Source organism: Streptomyces sp. JJ66 (genome assembly GCF_019303495.1).
GTDB lineage: Bacteria > Actinomycetota > Actinomycetes > Streptomycetales > Streptomycetaceae > Streptomyces.
On the sequence record NZ_JAEVFI010000007.1, the window covers coordinates 108,931 to 129,918 of the forward strand.

The window sequence follows — 20,988 nt, forward strand, 5'->3', positions numbered from 1 at the left end:
GGCCCATGTGTCTGGCGGTGCCCGGCAAAGTGGTCGGGACGAGTGAACGGGACGGCACGCCCATGGCGCGGGTCGATTTCGGCGGCGTCGTGAAGGACGTGTGCCTGGCCTACGTCCCGGACGCGGAAGTAGGCGAGTACGTCATCGTCCACGTCGGTTTCGCGCTCCAGCGGCTGGACGAGGAGTCCGCCCGCGCCTCCCTCGCCCTGTTCGAACAACTCGGCCTGCTGGAGGAGGAGTTCGGTGACGCCTGGGGCCGGGCGGCCACCGAGGCGGGCGCGGCCAACCCGGCGGCGTCCCCACCCGGGGAGAGCCGGTCCGCGTCCCCGGCGTCCCCCGCGTCCGAGGAACCCGTGCTGGAGGAAGGTGCCCGGTGAAGTACATCGACGAGTTCCACGACCCCGCGCTCGCCCGGCGGCTGCTGGACGACATCCACGCCACGGTCACCCGGCCGTGGGCACTGATGGAAGTGTGCGGCGGCCAGACGCACTCGATCATCCGGCACGGCATCGACCAACTGCTACCGGACTCCCTGGAGCTGATCCACGGCCCCGGCTGCCCGGTGTGCGTCACCCCGCTGGAGATGATCGACAAGGCGCTGGAGATCGCGTCCCGGCCCGAGGTGATCTTCTGCTCGTTCGGTGACATGCTCCGCGTCCCCGGCTCCGAGCGCGACCTGTTCCGGGTGCGCAGCTCCGGCGGCGACGTGCGGGTGGTGTACTCGCCGATGGACGCGCTCGACCTCGCCCGCCGCCACCCCGACCGCGAGGTGGTGTTCTTCGGCATCGGCTTCGAGACGACGGCCCCGGCCAACGCCATGACCGTGCACGAGGCGCGGCGCCTGGGCATCGGCAACTTCAGCCTGCTCGTCTCGCACGTGCGCGTGCCGCCCGCCGTCGAGGCGATCATGCGGGCGCCGGACTGCCGGGTGCAGGCGTTCCTCGCGGCCGGGCACGTGTGCAGCGTGATGGGCACCGCCGAGTACCCCCAGCTGGCCGAGCGGTACCGGGTGCCGATGGTCGTCACCGGGTTCGAGCCGCTGGACATCCTGGAGGGGGTGCGCCGCGCCGTGCGCCAACTGGAGCGTGGCGAACACCGGGTGGAGAACGCCTACCCGCGCGCCGTGCGGGAGGCGGGCAACGCGGCGGCGCTGGCGCGCATCGAGGAGGTCTTCGAGGTCACCGACCGCTCCTGGCGCGGCATCGGCCTGATCCCGGACAGCGGCTGGCGGCTGTCCCCCGCCTTCCGCGCCTACGACGCCGAGCACCGCTTCGACGTCGGCGATGTGCACACCGCCGAACCCGCCGCCTGCCGCAGCGGCGAGGTGCTGCGGGGGCTGATCAAGCCGCACGCGTGCGAGGCGTTCGGCACGACGTGCACGCCGCGCTCGCCGCTGGGCGCGACGATGGTCTCCAGCGAGGGCGCCTGCGCGGCGTACTTCCTCTACCGCCGACTCCAGACCCCACCCGCCCCGGAGGCCCCGGACGCCCCGGAGGCCACAGCCGCTTCGGCCGCCCCGCTAGCCCCGGACGCCACCGGAGCACCCGCCCCCGCCCTGGAGGAGGCGACTTTCCGTGCCTGAGCCGACGACGCCCGCGGTGGTGGACCCCGTCGCGTGGACCTGCCCCGCGCCGCTGCGCGACCACCCCACCGTCGTGCTCGGACACGGCGGCGGCGGGGCGCTGTCCGCCGAGCTGATGGAGCACCTGTTCGCGCCCGCCTACGGCAACGAGACGCTGGCCGGGCTCGGCGACAGCGCCGCGCTCACACTCGGCGGCGCGCGGCTGGCGTTCTCCACCGACTCCTACGTGGTGCGCCCGCTGTTCTTCCCCGGGGGCAGCATCGGGGACCTCGCGGTCAACGGCACCGTCAACGACCTGGCGATGAGCGGCGCCCGCGCGGCCTACCTGTCGTGCGCGTTCATCCTGGAGGAGGGTGTGGAGCTGTCGGTGGTCGGGAAGGTGGCCGGGGCGATCGGGGCCGCCGCCTCGGCCGCGGGGGTCACCGTCGCCACCGGTGACACCAAGGTCGTGGACTCCGGCCACGGCGACGGCGTCTACGTCAACACCTCCGGCATCGGCCTCGTCCCCGACGGGGTGGACATCCGCCCGCAGCGTGCGCGGCCGGGTGACGTGGTGATCGTCAGCGGGCCGATCGGGCTGCACGGCATCGCGATCATGAGCAGGCGCGAGGGGCTGGAGTTCGGCGCCGAGGAGATCGTCAGCGACACGGCGCCCTTGGGCGGCCTGGTCGCGGCGATGCTCGGCGTCACCCGTGAGGTGCACGTGCTGCGCGACCCGACGCGGGGCGGGGTGGCGGCGTCACTCAACGAGATCGCCACCGCCTCGGGCACCGGCGTCGTCCTCACCGAGCGTGACGTGCCCGTCCCGGACGCGGTGTCCGCCGCCTGCGGCTTCCTCGGCCTCGACCCGCTCTACGTCGCCAACGAGGGGCGCCTGCTGGCGTTCGTCCCGCGCGCCGAGGCCGACGCGGTGCTGGCCGCCATGCGCGAGCACCCCCAGGGCGCGGGCGCGGCGGTCATCGGGGCATGCGTGGCCGAACACCCCGGCATGGTCGTCGCCCGCACCACCCTGGGCGGCACCCGCGTCGTGGACCTGCCGCTGGGCGAACAGCTCCCCCGTATCTGCTGACGCCGCTGCCGTGCGCCGGAGCCCGCCCGGTGACAGCACCCGGCCCGGTCCAAGCTGAGCCCGACGCCGATGCCCGACGCCGCGTCGGGCATAGCACCCCGCAGGGTGGGCACCCGAAGAACGTTCGCTGACCACATCCCACAAGGAAGGACGTGAACGACGTGCGCGTCGCGTTTCTCGTCGCACAGGAAGGCATCGAACAGGTCGAGCTGACCGAGCCCTGGAAGGCGGTGACCGAGGCCGGCGGCACCCCGCGCCTGCTCGCCCCCAAGGGCGGATCGGTGCAAGCCTTCCACCACTTGGAGGCGGCCGACACCTTCCCCGTGGACCAGGAGGTCGGCCAGGCCGGCATGGAGGAGTACGACGGCCTCGTCCTCCCCGGCGGCGTCGCGAACCCCGACGCCCTGCGGATGGACGCGGAGTCCGTCTCGTTCGTCAAGGGGTTCTTCGAGCGCGGCAAGCCCGTCGCGGCGATCTGCCACGCGCCGTGGACGCTGGTGGAGGCCGACGTCGTACGCGGACGGCGCCTGACGTCCTGGCCCAGCCTGCGAACCGACCTGCGCAACGCGGGCGCCGAGTGGGTGGACGAGCAGGTGGTGCTGTGCGCGGCCGGCCCGAACACGCTGATCACCAGCCGCAAGCCGGACGATCTGCGGGCGTTCTGCGACACCTTCGTCCCGGAGTTCCAGAAGGTCTCCTCGTAACGGGCGGCGTTCCGGCACCCCACAGCGAGGCGCCCCGGACCGTGTGGTCCGGGGCGCCTCGCTGGGTATGCCGGGGGCAGGCGTCAGACGGTGATCAGACCGCCGAACCGGCCACCCACTCGTCCCACGCCATGTTCCAGCCGTTGAGGCCGTTGTCAGCGGCGATCTCCCGGTCCGGGGAGTTCACCACCTCCACCACGTCACCGACGAGCGAGTTCTCGAAGAACCAGTAACCGTCGGTGGACTTGTCGTCCGCGCCCTTGACGTCCTTCAGACCGACGCAGCCGTGGCTGGTGTTGCCCTCGCCGAAGGGCGCGCCCCAGTAGTTGCCGTGGATGAAGGTGCCGGAGGTGGACAGGCGCATCGCGTGCGGCACGTCCGGGATGTCGTACTCACCCTCGCCGTCGTCATCCGTGAAGCCGACGGTGGCGCCGTTCATCCGGGTCTCCTTGTGCTTCTCGGAGATCACCATCTTGCCGTTGTAGGTGGGGTTCTCCTTGCTGCCCGCGGAGATCGGGATGTCCTTGATCTGCTTCCCGTCGCGCACGACCTTCATGGTGTGGTTCTTGACGTCCACGGTGCTGACCTGGGAGCGGCCGATCTCGAAGCTGAAGCTCTTGCTCTGGACGCCGGTGACGCCCTCGGAGCCCTCGACACCGTCCAGACCCAGCTTGACGGTGACCTCCGAACCCGACTTCCAGTACTCCTTCGGGCGGAAGTCGATCCGCTTGTCACCGAACCAGTGGCCCACGATCTCCTGACCACCGGTGGAGTTGACCTCGATCGCCGACTGGACCTCGGCCTTGTTCTCGATCACCTTGTCGAAGTTGATCGAAACCGGCATGCCCACGCCGACCGTGCTGCCGTCCTCGGGCGTGAAGTAGCCGATGAAGCTGTTCTCGGGCGAGACCGTGGAGAACGTGGAGTTCTCCGACGTCTCCAGCCCCCGCTCGTCCTCCGCCTTGGCGACGACGCGGTACTCGGTGGCCCGCTCCAGCTGCGAGCTGGGCGTCCACGTCCGGCCGTCGGCGGATATCTCGCCCTCGACCTCGGTGCCGTCCGCGGTGGCCGTCATCGTGACCTCGGTGATCTTGCCACTCTTCACGGACACCTTGGCGTCGTTGTTGATCCCCGCGTTCTCCGTGCCGTGCTGGGGCGTGATCGATATGTGCGCGGCCGACTGGGCGTCCGGCTCGTTGTTCTGCCCGTCCGCCGACGCGGACGGCTCGCTCTTGCCCGGTCCCTCAGCGCCGCCGCTGTCATCGCTGCAGGCGCTGAGCACAAGAGCACTGCTGAGCAGTGCAGCCGACACCGCGATTCCCCTGCGGCGGTTGCTGGCCGTCTTCACACGCTTCTCCATACGCTTCGAGCCCATGACTCCCCTGTGCCCCCGTGACGCCGGGTGACGGGCAGCCCGGACAATCCGGGCATGTGACATCACAGTTGTACGTAAGGAGACGCGGGGGAGCTGTGACACGTTCCACCATCAGACCAACTGTGGGATAGAACACGCTTGCTGCTCCCGGTGCGGTTCCCCTTCGTCGTCACGGATTTTCCCTACGGCCCCCATACGTGCCCGGCCACCCGCCCGCTATGCCGATGCGGTGCCTGCTGTGACTGGTGGGCCTGTGGTGACTGCTGTGGTTGATGTGCCTGGCGGGGCTTCTAGCCGTCGGCCTGCGTGGCGCCTTGCCGCGTCCCGCCCGACCTACCCTGCGCCGCCCTCCGTGTCCCCGGGGGCAAGGGCTACCGACGCGTGGCGGGCCAGCGGTCACATCGGGTCACGGGCACGCTCCTCGGGCGGCCCGTCACCCACGCGACGACGCTCTGGGGGGAAACTTTCTTCATGGTGGGGTTATCCCGCTCATGAGCGCCGTCCAAGTGTCCTTCAGCGTGCACCCCGGCGCGGACAGGGTAGGCCGATACAAAGCCTTCACCTCGCCGCAGCCACGTACCTGCCCCAGCCACTCCTTGACGCCTTCGGGGTTTCCATCCCGCTCTACAACCCGGGAAGCAGCAACTACCTCACCCAGCGACGCATCACTCTCCACGGACACAGAATCAAGAAAGTCGCCTGCTTCCGAGATTTGCTTCTTGAAGTGAGACCGTGCTTCTTCTTCATTGCTCAGGTAAGGACTCAGGGCGATAGTCTGCCACGCGTGGTAACGATCTGCCCGGTTCTTCACCTCGAAGAGTTCGGCCTGCAACGGGGGAATATCGTCCGCGTACCCCAAACGTTCTAGCATTTGGAGAGAAAATTCGACGCCTTCCGCGTTCGCTTTTGTCACCCCCTGCTCCTTCAGCCACACCAAAGTACAGGAAGCGGCTTTCTCCTCGATGGCCAGACCGGACTCTCTGAGGATGTGCAACGTAGCGGCTACGAAGAGGACCTCATCGCAACCAGGATCGCTTTTCGCGTGTTCCTTTACCTCACCAACAGGGATCATTCCCTCCGCTCGGCCCACGGAATCAGCGAGCGCCGCCGCAAAGTACATGGCTGAAACATCACTTACGGGATTCCCATCATGCGGATAAGTTGGACTGTACGCGCCACCGACGCGAAATTTTTCCAGCTCATCGGCTATGTGTTCCGCTTCCGAAGGCGCTGCACAAGCAGCCAGCAGGACCATCGTGGCTACGGCCGCCGCTATGCCCTGTCGGGAACCCCGAAATCTGGCAGAAAATAGCTTACGCTTCACATCAGGCCGCAGAAACACTTTTGGCTACCTCCGGCATGGGCGACTGAAGAGCGAAAAGCACGATACCCAAAGCTGCTCCCCGCACCTGGCCTTCAGGATGAAAGCCCCCGAAAAATGAACCATCGATCGTCGGCAACGCAACTCTGGTCAGTGAGCTGCGGCTGACGAAGGTCTCCGTCACTCTACAACACGCGACTAGGTACCGAGTGTGGATTTTCCACGGGTGATTTCAATGGCGGGAAGGGTCAGGAGTCGGCGGGGTCACGGGGCGGCATCCCGGAGGGCCGTGCCCACGCAACGAAGTTCCGGTGATGCCGGTAGCCCATCACGTCGCCTGGGCCCGCCCTCTGTGCCTCATCGGGGTGCACAGAGGGCGGGCACAGGCCGATCACTCGTGCGGTGCGACGCTCTGGTTCTCGGGGAGCCACAGGTCGTGCTCCGGGTCGTAGTCGATTTGTTCGCTGCTCCATGACGCCTGGGCCAGTTCGACGCCGGGGACGGCGCTGACCATGTCGATCGGGTCCACCAGGTAGGCGATGGCCTCCGCGGTGTCCTCCGCTACGGCCCGCGCGGCGAGGCGGCGCTCCTCGTCGGGCATGTACTCGTCGGCGGCGACGTGTTCCCCCGCGGCCCCGGCGAGCCGTTCCGGATCGGCGATCTCCAGCACCAGTTCCACGTGCAGCCGGACGTAGCGGGGCGGGGGATGTGCGCTCATGTCCGGGAGCGTAGACGCGGGCGCCGACCGGGCTTCCCCACGACCCGCCGCCGTGGCTAACATCAGCCTGCACACGGGTGTTTCACCTGTTCGACGCCCTTCCCCCCACCACCGTGCATGACTGTCAAGGAGGCCCGCGTGGCCGTTTCCCGCCGTCCCCTGGTGACCTCGGCCGTGGCGGGCGGGCTGTTGTTCGCCCTGTGGTTCGTACCGTCCGCGAACGCCTCCGGCGAGGCGGTACCGGCTTCCGCTTCGGTACCGGACACGGCTGCGCCAGCGGAAGCGGCCGACCTCCAGCTGGCGGACACCGGCAGTTTCGACAGCGCGCCGTACGTCGGCGGCGGCGTCACGTTCCTCGCGGCGGGCGCGGGCCTGCTTGTGCACGCGAACCGCCGCGCGCGGGCGTGACGCCCCGGGTCTCCGCTCCTTCGGCCACGCCGGGTGCCCCAAAGAATTCTCCGCACCAAAGTCCCCGAAAAACTCCGGAGGCCACGCACGGCGGTAAACCGGCACCAGGATGACCCACCTACGTGGTGGCCGGGGAGGCGAGGGGCAGGCTCTACGCGAGCGGTCCCGTCACCGATTCCGCCGCCGCGACCAGGCTGCCGTCCCGCACGAACGCCTCCGCCGCCGCGATGTCCGGCGCGAGGAACCGGTCCGGGCCAGCTCCGCCTACTCCGGCCGCCCGTGCGGCGTCCAGGACTGCCCGGGACGCGGGCGCGGGCGTCAGGCCGTCACCGGCGCGCAGCTGAAGTGCCCGCGCGGCGGTGAACAGCTCGATGGCGATCACCCGGGTCAGGCCGTCTACGGCGGTGCGCAGCTTGCGGGCCGCCGACCAGCCCATGGAGACGTGGTCCTCCTGCATCGCCGAGGACGGAATCGAGTCCGCCGACGCGGGCACCGCCAGCCGCTTCAGCTCGCTGACCAGCGCGGCCTGCGTGTACTGGGCGATCATCAGCCCGGAGTCCACGCCCGCGTCGTGGGCGAGGAAGGGGGGCAGCCCGTGCGAGCGGGTCTTGTCCAGCAGGCGGTCGGTGCGGCGCTCGGCGATGGACGCGAGGTCCGCGGCCGCGATGGCGAGGAAGTCCAGCACGTAGGCGACCGGAGCGCCGTGGAAGTTGCCGTTGGACTCCACCCGGCCGTCGGGCAGGACCACGGGGTTGTCCACGGCCGCCGCCAGCTCGCGGTCGGCGACGAGCAGGGCGTGCGCGAGAGTGTCGCGCCCGGCACCGGTGACCTGCGGGGCGCACCGCACGGAGTAGGCGTCCTGGACGCGGGGTGCGGCGTCCTGGTGGTGCCCGGTGCAGCCGGAGCCGTCGAGCACTTTCCGCATGTTGGCGGCGCTGTCGGCCTGCCCGGGGTGCGGGCGGATGGCGTGCAGCTCGGGCGCGAGCACGCGGCCGGTGCCCAGCAGTGCTTCCAGGGTGAGGGCGGCGGTGATGTCGGCGCTGGTGAGCAGGCGGGCGAGGTCGGCGGCGGCCATGACCAGCATGCCGAGCATGCCGTCCGTCCCGTTGAGCAGCGCCAAGCCCTCCTTCTCGCGCAGTTCGACGGGCGCGATGCCGTGCGCGGCCAGCAGCTCGGCGGCCGGGCGGACGGTGCCGTCGGGGCCTTCGGCGTCCCCTTCGCCGAGGAGGGTGAGGGCACAGTGCGACAGCGGCGCGAGGTCGCCGGAGCAGCCGAGCGACCCGTACTCGTGGACGACGGGGGTGATGCCCGCGTTGAGCACGTCGGCCATGGTGCGCAGCACCTCGGGGCGGACTCCGGTGTGGCCGGAGGCGACCGTCTTCAGGCGCAGGAACATCAGCGCGCGCACCACTTCGCGCTCCACGCGCGGCCCGGTACCGGCGGCGTGCGAGCGGACGATGTTGCGCTGGAGCTGGGCACGCAGGTCCGGGCTGATGTGCCGGACGGCGAGGGCGCCGAAGCCGGTGGAGACGCCGTAGACCGGGTCGGGCTTGGCGGCCAGGTCGTCGATGAACCGGCGCGCGTCCGCGACCTTGGCCAGCGCCTCGGGCGTCAGCTCGACGCGGGCGCCGCCGCGGGCCACGGCGATGACGTCCTGCGCGGTGACCCCGGCGGGGCCGACCAGCACGGTGCTCTGCATATCCATATTCACGCACCCTAGGCACTGAATCCGGTTCTGTCACGAGCTCGGGGGAAGGGGGAAGGGAAGAGGAGGGGCACCCGGAGCCCACACCGCCGATGCCGCACCCCCGAACCCGCACCGCCAGAGCCCGGCGGCTCACCGGAGCCCGCCGCCGGAGGTCGCGAGTTCAGCGGCCCCGGAAGCGGCGGCGGTCGCCGGGCGGGGGTGGCGTCTCGTCAGCGAGGTGGACGATCTCGCGGCCCGCCACCACCGGCTTGCCCGCCCGCACCGCCTTCGCGCGGTACTGCGCCGCGTCGGCCAGCCGCAGCAGGCGGCGGGCGGAGTGGACGGGCCCGATCGGGTCGCCGGTGGAGGCGACGCCGCAGGCCACGCCTGCCCCCTCGGCCAGGTCGGCGGCGCGCAGGCACAACTCGTCGGCGACGTGCACCACGTCGTCGGCGGGCTGGCCGACCGCGAGCAGACAGAACTCGTCGCCGCCGAGCCGGGCCACCAGCGCACCGGGCAGCATCGCCCCACACCGGGACAGCAGGGAGCCGAAACGTTCCAGCAGACGGTCCCCCGCGGCGTGCCCGAGGGTGTCGTTGACGTGCTTGAGCCCGTTGAGGTCGCACACCAGCAGGCTGACGATGGCGCCGTCCGCGCGGTGCCGCTCCAGCGCCTCGTCCAGTGCCGCGTCCACCGCGCGCCGGTTGCCGAGCCCGGTGAGCGGATCGGTGAAGGCCAGTCGCCGCACCTCCTCCAGCCGCTCGTGCTGCGAGAGCCCGGCGGCGATGACGGCGGCGAGCACGGCACCGAAGCGCGCGTCGGCGGCGTCGAACACCGCGCCGCCCGCACCCCGCGCCACGTACAGTTCCCCCCACGCCCGCCCGTGCAGCACCACGGGTACGACGACGCAGGCGGCCCGGCCCCGGCGGCGCAGCGCGGCGGCGCGGTGCCGCCCGTAGGCACCGGCACCGGCGGGCGCTTCGGCGGTCTCCACCCAGGCGAGCGGCCCTTCCCCGCCCGTCCAGCGCTCATGCACGAACTCGGCGATCTCCGGGAAGTCCTCGACGGAGTAGGACTCGTCGTGCGGAAACGTTTCCTCACCCGGGGCCAGCGCACCGTCGTTCACCAGGACGCGCAGCCGTCCGCGCGAGCGCTCCCACACCGAGACGGCGGCGAAGTCAGCGGCCATCGCGGTACGGGCGCCGCGCGCGGCGGCGCGGGCGGCCTCCGGGGAAGCGGGAGCGGCGGCCATCGCCCGGGCCAGCCGCAGCACCGCACACAGCCTCGCGTCGTCTCCCATACGCCCCAGGTTAGGAGGCTTCTGCCCGTCTTGCGCTTCAGGTAACCGCCTGGTCACTCCCCGGGCCACCGGGGCGCCCGCTTCTCGTTGAACGCCGCCACGCCCTCCGCGCGGTCGCCGGAGAAGGCGACGGTGCGCCACGCGGCGTCCTCCACCTCCAGGCCAGCCGCGAGCGCCATGCCCCAGCCGGTGCGCAGTGCCCGCTTGGCGGCCCGCAGGCCCACGGGCGAGTGGGCGGCGACGCGCCCGGCGAGCGCCAGCGCCTCGTCCCGGTCCGTGCCTGCCGCGACCAGCTCGTCCACTAGCCCCAGTTCCCGCGCCTCGGGCGCCTCCACCCGGCGCGCGGTGAAGATCAGCTCCGCCGCCCGCGCGGCCCCCACCCGGCGCGGCAGCAGCTGCGTCCCGCCCCCGCCCGGGATGACCCCCACGGAGACCTCGGGCAGCCCGACCACGGCGGTCTCGTCCGCCACGATCAGATCGCACGCCAGCGCCAGCTCGAACCCGCCGCCCAGCGCGAACCCGTGCACGGCCGCGATGGTCGGCATCGGCAGCTGAAGCACCCCGGTGTACGCGGCGCGCGCGTACGGCCGCTGCCGCCCCAGCTCGGCGTCGGTGAACCGGTTGCGCTCCTTGAGGTCGGCCCCGACGCAGAACGCGCGCGCGGTGCTGGAGCTGACGACCACCGCCCGTACGCCGGGATCGGCCGCCAGCGCCGCACACGCCTGTGCGATGCCCGCCGCCAGCTCGGTGGAGACCGCGTTCATCGCCTTCGGCCGGTCCAGCACCAGCTCGGCGACGTGCCCGTCCTGCCGTACCTCGACCCACTCCCCGTACCGCACCCGCACACCCTCCCTCGACGTGAACGACCGCTAACAGCAGCACCCTACGCGCTCGGCGCGGAGAGCGGGGCGGACGCGGAGGCGGGTCCCTCCCCCGGCAGCGGCGCTCGGCGGCAACGGCGAGAGAGACACGAAACGGCGGGAGAGGCACGAACGGAGGAAACGTCGGAAACGGCGCCCGCCGAGGCGGGACGGCCAGCGAAAGGCCCCTTCACCCCCTCCGGGACAGAAGCCAGGGTTCGACGACGCCCAGGCCACGGACGGGGCGCTGGTAGAGGGGTTGCAGGGCGAAGCGGTAGCCGGTGCCGGTGGCGGAGTCCTTCTCCGAGCGGGGAGCGTCGCCGACGGCGGTGAGCTCCTCGCGGAGTGCGCCGTCGATGAGCACGGTGTCCTTCGGCGCTATCGACGTCAGGCGGCTGGCGAGGTTCACGGTGTTGCCGAAGACGTCGCCCATGCGGGTGGTGACGGTGCCAAAGGCCATGCCGACGCGGAGTTCGGGCATCGTCTCGTCGTTGGAGAGGGTCTCGATCATGCGCAGGCCGATCTCGGCGGCCGTGCCCGCGTCGTCGGCGATGTAAAGGACCTCGTCGCCGAGGGTCTTGATCAGGCGTCCACCGTGCGCGGCCACCAAGTCGGCGGCGGTGGTCTCGAACGCCTCGACCAGCTCGCCCAGTTCCTCTTCCTCCAGCCGCCGGGTCAGCCGGGTAAAGCCGACCAGGTCAGCGAAACCGACGGCCAGGCGGCGGTCCACCATCTCCTCGTCGTCCTGGGCCTGCACGACGCGGCCGGTGGCGGCGGCCAGCTGGCGGCGCCAGACGTAGACCAGGAACTCCTGGAGCTCGGGGAGCAGCAGCTCGACCAGGGGGTAGGTGACCTCCATGCGGCTCATGCCGGGCTCCGGGGAGACGGTGAGCCCGGCGAGGAAGGAGTCAACCTGCCACTCGGCGAGACGGGCGGTGGTCTGGCCGGTGGAACGGGCCACCTGCACGGCCATCGCCTCGTTGAGCAACCCCGCCTCCACCAGCCCGGCCAGGCGGCGCAGGGCGAGCACGTCGGCCTCGGTCAGCGCGCGGGCCTGGCCGATGTCGGCGAAGCCCATGGCGCGCCAGAAGCGGGCCGCCAGGTCCATGGGGACGTCGGCGGCGCGGGCGGCCTGAAAGGGGGTGTAGGTGCGGGCGGAGCCGAGAATCAGCTCCTCGACCTTCAGCGCGAGCGGGTTGTCCTTGGCCCGGTCCTCGGGGGTGTCGCGCTCCTCGAACGCGTGGCCAAAGGCGCGGGAGGCGCTTCCCGTACGCCGCGCGGGAGGAACGTCGGGGAACGCGGCACCGGCGCTGGAGGCGTCCCCCGGCCCGGCATCCCCGCCGGACGCCGCATCCCCGCCGGACGCCGTGTCTTCGCCGGACGCCGTGTCTTCGCCGGACCGGCCGCCGTCGCGGGGCGTGGCGCCGTCGGCCGGGGGGCGGTTCGGGTCGGGGCCGGACATGTCCGGATCGTCGGCGGTCACTGCCCGCCCCTTGCCAGGTTCCCGCGCATGAGGTGCCTGCGCACTGCCCTTCCGTTCCACTACACCGCGCCCGCCGCGCCGCGCCACGCGCCCCACGATACGGCAGGTGTGCCGTAGCTCACGTCAGGCCGGACGCTCCCGGTCCGGGCACGTACCGCACCTACCGTTCTTGTGCGCCCGCACGGGTCGCGTCAGGTGCCCGGGCGCAGGTGCACGATGTCACCGGCGCCGACCGACTCCTGTACCCCGCTGCCGGTGGCCAGCACCAGCTGTCCCTCGCCGTCCACCGCGACGGCCTCGCCCACGAGGTCCTGGCCGCCCGGCAGCTCCGCGCGCACGGTGCGGCCCAGGGTGGCGCAGCCCGCGGCGTAGGTCTCCTGGAGCTGGCAGGCCGCCGGGTCGCCGCCGACCGCTCGCCACTGGGCGTACCACTGCTCGACGGCGCGCAGCACCGCGCGCAGCAGCGGGTCGCGGTCGGTGCCGCGCGCCCCGGCCAGCGCCAGGGACCCGGCTTCGGGGACGGGCAGTTCGTCGGCGCGCAGGCTGACGTTGACGCCGATGCCGATGACCACGGCGTCGTGCGCGGCGTTGCCGGTGCGCTCGGCGAGGATGCCGCCGATCTTGCGTTCCTGGCCCCCGACCTCGGCCAGCAGGTCGTTGGGCCACTTGAGCATGGTGTCCACCCCGGCGGTGCGGGCCAGCGCGGTGGCGGTGGCGACTCCGGTGAGCAGCGGCAGCCAGCTCCAGCGGCGCTGCGGCACCTCGGGGCCGGGGCGCAGCACGAAGGAGCAGAACAGCCCGCTGCGGGGCGGCGCGTTCCAGTGCCGGTCCAGGCGGCCGCGCCCGGAGGTCTGCTCCTCGGCGATCAGGACGGTGCCCTCCTCCACCTCGCCCTGCCGTACCCGGTGCACCAGGTCGGTGTTGGTGGACCCGGTGCTGGCGACGACGTCCAGTTCGCTCCACAGCCCGCCCTCCCGGAGCAGCGCGCGGCGCAGGGCGGGGGCGCTGAGCGGCGGCCGGTCCAGGTCAAAGAAGCCGGAGGAGGAGGGTGCGGGGCCGTCGGCGCCGGGAACATCAGCGGACATCTGGGGTGTCATGGGGCCAAGCGTAGGCCCGCCGGTGTGGCCAACGACGCACCGCCGACACGGGCTGTCGCCGATACCCTACGAGTCGGTAGCCCCGAGGACGACTAGGAGCCGCTCCCCGTGTCCGAGCAGGAAAGCACCCCAGACATCCACACCACGGCGGGCAAGATCGCCGACTTTGAGCGACGTACCGCGGAAGCGGTCCACGCCGGTTCCGCGCGCGCGGTGGAGAAGCAGCATGCCAAGGGCAAGCTGACCGCGCGCGAACGGGTGGAACTGCTGCTGGACGAGGGGTCCTTCACGGAGCTGGACGAGTTCGCCCGGCACCGTTCGACGAACTTCGGGCTGGGGAAGAACCGCCCGTACGGCGATGGCGTGGTCACCGGTTACGGCACGGTGGACGGCCGCCCGGTCGCCGTCTACTCGCAGGACTTCACGATCTTCGGCGGCTCGCTCGGCGAGGTGTACGGCGAGAAGATCGTCAAGGTCATGGACTTCGCGCTGAAGACCGGCTGCCCGGTCATCGGCATCAACGACGGCGGCGGGGCGCGCATCCAGGAGGGCGTCGCGGCGCTCGGCCTGTTCGCGGAGATCTTCCGCCGCAACGTGCACGCCTCGGGCGTCATCCCGCAGATCTCACTGATCATGGGCCCCTGCGCGGGCGGCGCGGTGTACTCCCCGGCGATCACCGACTTCACGGTGATGGTGGACAAGTCCTCGCACATGTTCATCACCGGTCCGGACGTGATCAAGACGGTGACGGGTGAGGACGTCGGCTTCGAGGAGCTGGGCGGCGCCCGCACGCACAACGCGACCTCCGGTGTCGCGCACCACATGGCCGGGGACGAGAAGGACGCCGTCGAGTACGTCAAGGCGCTGCTGTCCTACCTGCCGTCCAACAACCTCACCGAGGCCCCGGTCTACCCCGAGGACGTGGACCTGGAGACCAGCGAGCGCGACCGCGAGCTGGACGTCCTCATCCCGGACGGCGCGAACCAGCCGTACGACATGCACAGCGTCATCGAACACGTGCTGGACGACGGCGAGTTCCTTCAGACGCAGGCCCTGTTCGCGCCGAACATGATCACCGGGTTCGGGCGGGTGGAGGGCCACGCCGTGGGCGTCGTCGCCAACCAGCCGCTCCAGCTGGCCGGGTGCCTGGACATCGACGCCAGTGAGAAGGCCGCCCGGTTCGTGCGCACCTGCGACACCTTCAACCTCCCGGTGCTCACGTTCGTCGACGTGCCCGGCTTCCTGCCCGGCACCGACCAGGAGTACAACGGCATCATCCGGCGCGGTGCCAAGCTGATCTACGCCTACGCCGAGGCGACGGTGCCGCTGATCACCGTCATCACCCGCAAGGCGTTCGGCGGCGCGTACGATGTGATGGGCTCCAAGCACCTGGGCGCCGACCTCAACTTCGCCTGGCCCACGGCGCAGATCGCGGTGATGGGCGCACAGGGCGCGGTCAACATCCTGCACCGGCGCGCGCTGGCCGCCGTCGAGGACGAGGGCGAGCGCGAGGAGCTGCGGGTGCGGCTCACCGAGGAGTACGAGGACACGCTGCTCAACCCGTACGTCGCCGCCGAGCGCGGCTACGTGGACGCGGTGGTGCTGCCGTCCGAGACCCGCCGCCACATCGTGCGGGGCCTGCGGTCGCTGCGCACCAAGCGGGAGCAGCTGCCGCCGAAGAAGCACGGCAACATCCCGCTGTGACCGTGACCGTGGCCGTTCCGCCGCCGTCAGCTCCCGCCGAACCCGGAGGTCCTTCATGATCAAGGTCGTACGCGGCAACCCGACGCCCGAGGAGCTGGCCGCCGCCCTCGCGGTGGTGCGGGCGCGGGCCGCCGTGGCGGCGCCCGCGGACCCCGGGGCGCGCGAGACCTCGGAGTGGTCCGACCCGGCCCGCCTCGTCCCGCGCCGCCTGCCCCACCCCGGCCCGAAGGCGTGGCACACCGCGTTCTGGCCCGCGTGACACCCCCCGCCCGCGAGCTGGCCGCCCCAGCCGAGCTGGTCATCTTCGACTGCGACGGCACGCTCGTGGACAGCGAGCGCCTGTGCGTGCAAGTCGATGTGGCCATCACGGCCGACCTGGGCTGCCCGTTCACCGAAGAGGAGGTCATTGAGACGTTCGTGGGCTCCTCCACGGAGGTCTACACGGCAGCCGTCGAGCAACGCCTGGGACGGCGCCTGGAGCCAGGATGGCAGGACCGGTACGAGCACCTTTATGCCGAGGCGTTCGCCGCCGAACTGGTCGCAGTGGACGGCGTGGTGGACGCGCTGGACGCGCTGCGAACGCCGTCGTGCGTAGCGTCCAACGGCAGCCACGCGGACATCCGGCGCAGCCTGGAACTCACCGGGCTGCACGAGCGCTTCGCCGGCCGCGTGTTCAGCGCCGCCGATGTCACCCGGGGCAAGCCGGAGCCCGACCTGTTCCAACACGCCGCCCGCACCCTGGGCGTGGCGCCGCAGCGGTGCGCAGTGGTCGAGGACAGCGCCTACGGTCTCGCCGCAGCCCAGGCCGCCGGAATGCGCGCCTTCGGCTACAGCGGCGGCCTCACCCCCGCCGCCCGCCTTCAGGGCCACGGTGCGGTGTTGTTCGAGGACATGCGGGAGCTGCCCGCGCTGCTGCACGCCGCACTCTGACCGCCCCGGGGCCGCGTCACCGGCGCACGCCGGGCGGCGGCATCGCGCGACGGGGGGTCAACGCTGCGTCGAATGAGTACGGGTACTCAGGCGCCGGCTCCGGCGCGGCCTCACCCTGGGGCTTATGCTCTGGTCCGACCCTCCCGACCGGCCTCCCGAGTGGCTGCGGGCCGCTCAGGCGCGGTTGCGCCGGGCTGGCTGGCTGCTCGCCGCCACGGTGCTCGTGGTGACGCTCGCTCTCGCCGTCCGCTGACGGCACCCCGCGCACCGGGCTACGGCGCGCCGCCACCTGTGGCGCCCTTCTACGATGGCCCCCATGGCCATGCCCTCAGGGTCCTCCGCGTCCTCACCGTCCGCCGCCGCGTCCGCGTCATCTGCCACGCCGTCGCGCCGTCTCGTGCTCGCCTCCCAGTCTCCCGCACGGCTCGGGCTGCTGCGGCAGGCCGGACTCGCGCCCGAGGTGATCGTCAGCGGGGTGGACGAGGACGCGCTGAGCGCCCCGACCCCCAGCGAGCTGGCGCTCGTCCTCGCCGAGGCCAAGGCCGACGCCGTCGCCACCCGTCCGGAAGCCGCCGGTGCCCTGGTGGTCGGCTGTGACTCGGTGCTGGAGCTGGACGGCCGCGCGCTGGGCAAGCCCGCCGACGCCGAGGACGCCACAGCCCGCTGGAAGGCGATGCGCGGGCGCACCGGCGTCCTGCTGACCGGCCACTGCGTCATCGACACCGCCTCCGGCGACCGGGCGAGCGCCACCGCCGCCACGACCGTCCGGTTCGCCGAGCCCACGGACGCCGAGATCGCCGCGTACGTCGCCTCCGGTGAACCCCTGCACGTCGCGGGCGCGTTCACCCTTGACGGCCGCTCGGCCCCGTTCCTGGACGGTATCGACGGCGACCCCGGCAACGTCATCGGCCTCTCCCTCCCGCTCCTGCGGCACCTGCTGAACCGGCTGCACGTGCGCATCACCGACCTGTGGACGCCGTCGCCCTGAGCGGTAAGCCACAGCGCGAGGGGCGGGTGCGGAGTCACCGGATCGTCACGCGGTGGTCAAGCCCGCCTCACGGCGGACTCGCAAAGAAACCCCGTTCCGTTAGTAGAGTCTCCACAACAACGCACGGGCGGGTCTTGCTCCCGTCCGGGGAGACGTCAGCCACAGTGCGCAGCTCCAGCGATCCTCGTTTTCCCGGCGTACGGTGGGATGACGAGGGGAATCAGGCGGCGAGGGCAGGCTCCGCTACGGATCGTGTGGGCAAGCTCACCCCACAAGAAAGCTGCGCGTGTGGTGTCGCCCGTACCTAAACTCAGCTTGTTTCAAGGAGGGAGCCATCGTGCGCAAGGTGCTCATCGCCAACCGCGGTGAAATCGCTGTCCGTGTCGCCCGGGCCTGCCGGGACGCGGGGATCGCGAGCGTAGCCGTCTACGCCGACCCGGACCGGGACGCGCTGCACGTCCGGGTCGCCGATGAGGCCTTCGCGCTGGGTGGTGACACCCCGGCCGCGAGCTACCTGGACATCAGCAAGGTGCTGAAGGCCGCCGCGGACTCCGGCGCCGACGCCATCCACCCCGGCTACGGCTTCCTGTCGGAGAACGCCGAGTTCGCGCAAGCCGTGCTGGACGCGGGCCTGACCTGGATCGGCCCGCCGCCGCACGCGATCCGGGACCTGGGCGACAAGGTCGCCGCCCGGCACATCGCCCAGCGTGCGGGCGCGCCGCTGGTGGCCGGTACCAAGGACCCGGTATCCGGCGCGGAGGAGGTCGTCGCCTTCGCCGAGGAGAACGGGCTGCCCATCGCCATCAAGGCGGCCTTCGGCGGCGGCGGTCGCGGCCTGAAGGTCGCCCGCACGCTGGAGGAAGTGCCGGAGCTGTACGACTCGGCGGTGCGCGAGGCGGTCGCCGCCTTCGGCCGGGGCGAGTGCTTCGTCGAGCGCTACCTGGACCGTCCGCGTCACGTCGAGACCCAGTGCCTGGCCGACACCCACGGCAACGTGGTCGTCGTCTCCACCCGTGACTGCTCGCTCCAGCGCCGCCACCAGAAGCTGGTGGAGGAGGCGCCCGCGCCGTTCCTGACGCCCGAGCAGAACGCCGAGCTGTACCGGGCGTCGAAGGCGATCCTGAAGGAAGCCGGCTACGTCGGCGCGGGCACCTGCGAGTTCCTCGTCGGCCAGGACGGCACGATCTCCTTCCTGGAGGTCAACACCCGCCTCCAGGTGGAGCACCCGGTCACTGAGGAGGTCACCGGCATCGACCTGGTGCGCGAGATGTTCCGCATCGCCGACGGCGAGGAGCTGGGCTACGACGACCCCCCGCTGCGCGGTCACTCCTTCGAGTTCCGCATCAACGGCGAGGACCCGGGCCGCAACTTCCTCCCGGCGCCGGGGACGGTGACGAAGTTCGACCCGCCCACCGGCCCGGGCGTGCGGCTGGACGCGGGCGTGGAGTCCGGCTCGGTCATCGGCCCGGCCTGGGACTCGCTGCTCGCCAAGCTGATCGTCACCGGCTCCACCCGGCAGCAGGCCCTCCAGCGCGCCGCCCGCGCGCTGGCGGAGTTCGATGTCGAAGGCATGGCCACGGCCATCCCCTTCCACCGCGTCGCCGTCGCCGACCCGGCCTTCGCGCCCGAGGTGCACGGCCGTGAGGGCCAGCCGTTCGACGTTCACACCCGGTGGATCGAGACGGAGTTCGTCAACGAGATCAAGCCGTTCGCCGGTGGCCCTGCCGCCGAGGAGGACGAGGACGAGGCCACCCGCGAGACCGTCGTCGTGGAGGTCGGCGGCAAGCGGCTGGAGGTCTCCCTGCCCGCGTCGCTGGGCATGCCGCTGGCCCGGGCCGCCGTCGCGGGCGGTGCCAAGCCCGCCCGCCGCCGCGCCGCGAAGAAGTCCTCCTCCGCCGCCTCCGGTGACGCGCTCGCCTCGCCGATGCAGGGCACGATCGTCAAGGTGGCCGTCGAGGAGGGCCAGGAGGTCGCCGAGGGCGAGCTGATCGTCGTCCTGGAGGCGATGAAGATGGAGCAGCCGCTCAACGCCCACCGCGCGGGGACCGTCAAGGGCCTGGCAGCCCAGATCGGCACCTCGATCTCCTCCGGCACGGTCATCTGCGAGATCAAGGACTGACCAGGGGAGCATCGCGGTGCTCAGTGTCTGAACGGGCTGAAGCCCCGGCCGGCTGGCCGGGGCTTCAGCCCGTTCTGGGGACCTCAGTACGGTGTGGAGCGGTTGCTCTTCCGCTGCCTCCGCTGCCTCCGCGCCCGAGGGCCGCACGCTGAGCTGCCGGGCGGCGCGGCACCAGCCTCGCCAACGCCGCCCCGCCGACGGGCACCGGAGCACATCGCGTACGTGTCCCAGCCTCCGCACGGCCTAGGCTGGACCTGCGTTACGGGCTCTCGGTCTCCCAGCCCTCCATCTCCTCCATCTCCTCCATGAACTTCTTTTCGCACGCCTCGCCCGTGTCCGTGGCGACGAAGTAGATCGTCTCCGGCAGGTCGAATTCGCCGCTGTAGCTGGTGTTCACGTTCCAGCCGCCCTTGGACAGCATCCTGAGCTTCATGCCGTCCTCGATCTGTGACTGCTGCTCTTCCCAGCCCGCCTCGTTCAATGTGGCGATCGCGTCGTCGTACGCCTTCTCGCCACTCTCGATCTTCGAGGGGTCGGCATACCACGACACCATGCAGTCCCGCAGCACTTCCTCGACCGGCTCGGCGTCGGAGCTCTCCGCCAGCCCCGCCGCCGTGGCCGCCTTCTCGATCTCCCCGCGCACGGCGTCGGCGTCCAGGTCACCGCCCCCGGCCTCCGCCGCGTTCGCGCCGCCCTTGTCCGCGTTCGCGCCGCTCTCCTTCGAGCCGCCGTCACTGCCGCAGCCCGACACCAGCAGCACCACACCGGCAGCCGCGGCCACCCACTTCGCCTTGCGCACGTTTCCCCCCAAGGAGCAACACACGGGGACCCGTTGCCCCCGCGACCAGCACCGCAGTCTGCCATGCCGCTGGCACGGCCCGGAGCGCAGGCCCGGGGCAGGGGCTCGCCCCCCGTCGCGTAGGCCGCGAGGTGGGGGCCAGGCCCCTGCCCGCGCCGCCTACGAGGTGCCCTCCATGGCCTCGACGATCTTGTCGCCGCACTCTTCGGTTTCGCTGATCCCCTCGAAAACGACGGACTCGTACACGTCGGGAGAGCCGCTGTAGCTCACGTTGAGCGCCCAGCCCTTCTTCTCCATCGGCTGGATGAGCGACACTTCAGCGTCGATGAGCTCCTGCTTCTCCCAGCCCTGCTCGGCCAGCTCGGCGATCGTCGCCTCGTACGCCTTCTTGTTGTCCTCGCTCTGCTCCGTGTCAGCCCGCCACACGACGGCGCAGCCCTCGATGTCATCGAGGGAGCCCTCAGGCGCGGGTCCCCCGGCCTTGGTGAGACCGGCCCCCGTGGCGGCTTTCTCGATCTCCTCGCGCACCGTCTCCGCGTCGGGTCCGGCCTCCTCGTCAGGTACGGCGGACGTCTCAGGCGCGGCGGACGCCGGGGCTTTGTCCTTCGCGTCGTCCTTGGCCTTCGAGCCGTCCTCACCACCGCAACCGGAGACCAGCAGCACCACACCGGCAGCCGCGGCCGCCCACTTCGCCTTGCGCACGTTTCATCCTGTTCAGCAAGGGCGGGAACCGTTGCTCCCGCCACCAGTGGGGCAGTTTCGCACGCGAGTTGGCGTGCCCCGAACAAGGGTCCGTGCACGGGGTTGATCGCCCTTGAGCTGGGCGACACGCTGCCGCGCCGCT

The 20,988-nt window shown here is 71.5% G+C and carries 21 protein-coding genes; 11 read left to right on the top strand and 10 right to left on the bottom strand.

Annotation, left to right across the window (positions count from 1 at the left end; all coding sequences use genetic code 11):
* The first annotated feature begins 5 nt into the window (after positions 1-5).
* The 4 genes from hypC to JJV70_RS07365 all read left to right on the top strand — a co-directional run bounded on the left by hypC (position 6) and on the right by JJV70_RS07365 (position 3,355).
* Positions 6-377: a HypC/HybG/HupF family hydrogenase formation chaperone gene (gene hypC, locus JJV70_RS07350; protein ID WP_219046920.1), complete on the top strand. Its 372-nt coding sequence runs from the start codon at positions 6-8 to the stop codon at positions 375-377.
* A complete protein-coding gene (gene hypD, locus JJV70_RS07355; protein WP_219046921.1) occupies positions 374-1,582 on the top strand; it encodes a hydrogenase formation protein HypD in 1,209 nt (402 codons plus the stop codon). The genes hypC and hypD overlap by 4 nt, the downstream gene beginning before the upstream one ends.
* Positions 1,575-2,651 (top strand): hydrogenase expression/formation protein HypE, encoded by a 1,077-nt coding sequence (gene hypE / locus JJV70_RS07360; RefSeq protein ID WP_219046922.1) that lies wholly within the window; start codon positions 1,575-1,577, stop codon positions 2,649-2,651. The genes hypD and hypE overlap by 8 nt, the downstream gene beginning before the upstream one ends.
* A 161-nt stretch (positions 2,652-2,812) precedes the next feature.
* On the top strand, positions 2,813-3,355 hold the full coding sequence (locus JJV70_RS07365; protein ID WP_219046968.1) for a type 1 glutamine amidotransferase domain-containing protein: 543 nt from the start codon (positions 2,813-2,815) through the stop codon (positions 3,353-3,355).
* Positions 3,356-3,449: 94 nt separating this feature from the next.
* Here the strand turns inward: JJV70_RS07365 and JJV70_RS07370 are convergent, their stop codons facing one another.
* The 3 genes from JJV70_RS07370 to JJV70_RS07380 form a co-directional block, all read right to left on the bottom strand.
* Positions 3,450-4,715 carry an Ig-like domain-containing protein gene (locus JJV70_RS07370; RefSeq protein WP_219046969.1) on the bottom strand — a complete coding sequence of 422 codons (1,266 nt, stop codon included), beginning with the start codon at positions 4,713-4,715 and terminating at the stop codon, positions 3,450-3,452.
* A gap of 484 nt (positions 4,716-5,199) precedes the next feature.
* Entirely contained in the window at positions 5,200-5,985 is a 786-nt protein-coding gene (locus JJV70_RS07375; protein WP_219046923.1) for a hypothetical protein, read from the bottom strand.
* Between the two features lie 457 nt (positions 5,986-6,442).
* Positions 6,443-6,769, bottom strand: a complete 327-nt coding sequence (locus JJV70_RS07380; protein WP_257573546.1) for a hypothetical protein — start codon at positions 6,767-6,769, stop codon at positions 6,443-6,445.
* Positions 6,770-6,907: 138 nt separating this feature from the next.
* Between JJV70_RS07380 and JJV70_RS07385 the strand changes: the two genes are divergently transcribed.
* Positions 6,908-7,177: a hypothetical protein gene (locus JJV70_RS07385; RefSeq protein ID WP_219046924.1), complete on the top strand. Its 270-nt coding sequence runs from the start codon at positions 6,908-6,910 to the stop codon at positions 7,175-7,177.
* Between the two features lie 151 nt (positions 7,178-7,328).
* On the opposite strand, the gene hutH is transcribed toward JJV70_RS07385, so the two are convergent.
* From hutH to JJV70_RS07410, 5 genes are all read right to left on the bottom strand, one after another.
* Entirely contained in the window at positions 7,329-8,882 is a 1,554-nt protein-coding gene (gene hutH / locus JJV70_RS07390; RefSeq protein ID WP_219046925.1) for a histidine ammonia-lyase, read from the bottom strand.
* 163 nt (positions 8,883-9,045) lie between these two features.
* Entirely contained in the window at positions 9,046-10,164 is a 1,119-nt protein-coding gene (locus JJV70_RS07395; protein ID WP_219046926.1) for a diguanylate cyclase domain-containing protein, read from the bottom strand.
* A gap of 53 nt (positions 10,165-10,217) precedes the next feature.
* On the bottom strand, positions 10,218-11,009 hold the full coding sequence (locus tag JJV70_RS07400) for an enoyl-CoA hydratase/isomerase family protein (protein ID WP_219046927.1): 792 nt from the start codon (positions 11,007-11,009) through the stop codon (positions 10,218-10,220).
* 205 nt (positions 11,010-11,214) lie between these two features.
* Positions 11,215-12,507, bottom strand: coding sequence for an adenylate/guanylate cyclase domain-containing protein (locus tag JJV70_RS07405; protein ID WP_308294725.1), 1,293 nt, complete (start codon positions 12,505-12,507; stop codon positions 11,215-11,217).
* A 191-nt stretch (positions 12,508-12,698) separates the two neighbouring features.
* A complete protein-coding gene (locus JJV70_RS07410; RefSeq protein WP_219046928.1) occupies positions 12,699-13,604 on the bottom strand; it encodes a biotin--[acetyl-CoA-carboxylase] ligase in 906 nt (301 codons plus the stop codon).
* 108 nt (positions 13,605-13,712) lie between these two features.
* Between JJV70_RS07410 and JJV70_RS07415 the strand changes: the two genes are divergently transcribed.
* From JJV70_RS07415 to JJV70_RS07435, 6 genes are all read left to right on the top strand, one after another.
* On the top strand, positions 13,713-15,308 hold the full coding sequence (locus JJV70_RS07415) for an acyl-CoA carboxylase subunit beta (RefSeq protein WP_219046929.1): 1,596 nt from the start codon (positions 13,713-13,715) through the stop codon (positions 15,306-15,308).
* 55 nt (positions 15,309-15,363) lie between these two features.
* Positions 15,364-15,567 (top strand): acyl-CoA carboxylase subunit epsilon, encoded by a 204-nt coding sequence (locus JJV70_RS07420; protein ID WP_219046931.1) that lies wholly within the window; start codon positions 15,364-15,366, stop codon positions 15,565-15,567.
* Positions 15,564-16,238 carry an HAD-IA family hydrolase gene (locus JJV70_RS07425; RefSeq protein WP_308294726.1) on the top strand — a complete coding sequence of 225 codons (675 nt, stop codon included), beginning with the start codon at positions 15,564-15,566 and terminating at the stop codon, positions 16,236-16,238. Before JJV70_RS07420 ends, JJV70_RS07425 begins: the two co-directional genes overlap by 4 nt.
* 124 nt (positions 16,239-16,362) lie before the next feature.
* On the top strand, positions 16,363-16,491 hold the full coding sequence (mmpB, locus tag JJV70_RS22540) for a morphogenic membrane protein MmpB (RefSeq protein WP_257573547.1): 129 nt from the start codon (positions 16,363-16,365) through the stop codon (positions 16,489-16,491).
* Between the two features lie 69 nt (positions 16,492-16,560).
* Complete coding sequence (locus JJV70_RS07430; RefSeq protein ID WP_219046973.1) at positions 16,561-17,226, top strand: Maf family protein; 666 nt, start codon at positions 16,561-16,563, stop codon at positions 17,224-17,226.
* Between the two features lie 337 nt (positions 17,227-17,563).
* Positions 17,564-19,345, top strand: coding sequence for a biotin carboxylase N-terminal domain-containing protein (locus tag JJV70_RS07435; protein WP_219046933.1), 1,782 nt, complete (start codon positions 17,564-17,566; stop codon positions 19,343-19,345).
* Positions 19,346-19,604: 259 nt separating this feature from the next.
* Here the strand turns inward: JJV70_RS07435 and JJV70_RS07440 are convergent, their stop codons facing one another.
* Together JJV70_RS07440 and JJV70_RS07445 are read right to left on the bottom strand one after the other, a co-directional pair.
* Positions 19,605-20,144 carry a hypothetical protein gene (locus JJV70_RS07440; RefSeq protein ID WP_219046935.1) on the bottom strand — a complete coding sequence of 180 codons (540 nt, stop codon included), beginning with the start codon at positions 20,142-20,144 and terminating at the stop codon, positions 19,605-19,607.
* Between the two features lie 159 nt (positions 20,145-20,303).
* Positions 20,304-20,846 carry a hypothetical protein gene (locus JJV70_RS07445; protein WP_219046937.1) on the bottom strand — a complete coding sequence of 181 codons (543 nt, stop codon included), beginning with the start codon at positions 20,844-20,846 and terminating at the stop codon, positions 20,304-20,306.
* Between the last annotated feature and the right edge of the window lie 142 nt (positions 20,847-20,988).

What these genes read in the sequence shown, in the direction of transcription:
- hutH (WP_219046925.1), bottom strand. Translation starts at nt 8,882, where the DNA reads ATGGATATGCAGAGCACCGTGCTGGTCGGCCCCGCCGGGGTCACCGCG.
- JJV70_RS07430 (WP_219046973.1), top strand. Translation starts at nt 16,561, where the DNA reads ATGCCCTCAGGGTCCTCCGCGTCCTCACCGTCCGCCGCCGCGTCCGCG.
- JJV70_RS07410 (WP_219046928.1), bottom strand. Translation starts at nt 13,604, where the DNA reads ATGACACCCCAGATGTCCGCTGATGTTCCCGGCGCCGACGGCCCCGCA.
- hypC (WP_219046920.1), top strand. Translation starts at nt 6, where the DNA reads ATGTGTCTGGCGGTGCCCGGCAAAGTGGTCGGGACGAGTGAACGGGAC.
- JJV70_RS07375 (WP_219046923.1), bottom strand. Translation starts at nt 5,985, where the DNA reads ATGGTCCTGCTGGCTGCTTGTGCAGCGCCTTCGGAAGCGGAACACATA.
- mmpB (WP_257573547.1), top strand. Translation starts at nt 16,363, where the DNA reads ATGCTCTGGTCCGACCCTCCCGACCGGCCTCCCGAGTGGCTGCGGGCC.
- JJV70_RS07380 (WP_257573546.1), bottom strand. Translation starts at nt 6,769, where the DNA reads ATGAGCGCACATCCCCCGCCCCGCTACGTCCGGCTGCACGTGGAACTG.
- JJV70_RS07395 (WP_219046926.1), bottom strand. Translation starts at nt 10,164, where the DNA reads ATGGGAGACGACGCGAGGCTGTGTGCGGTGCTGCGGCTGGCCCGGGCG.
- JJV70_RS07420 (WP_219046931.1), top strand. Translation starts at nt 15,364, where the DNA reads ATGATCAAGGTCGTACGCGGCAACCCGACGCCCGAGGAGCTGGCCGCC.
- JJV70_RS07370 (WP_219046969.1), bottom strand. Translation starts at nt 4,715, where the DNA reads ATGGAGAAGCGTGTGAAGACGGCCAGCAACCGCCGCAGGGGAATCGCG.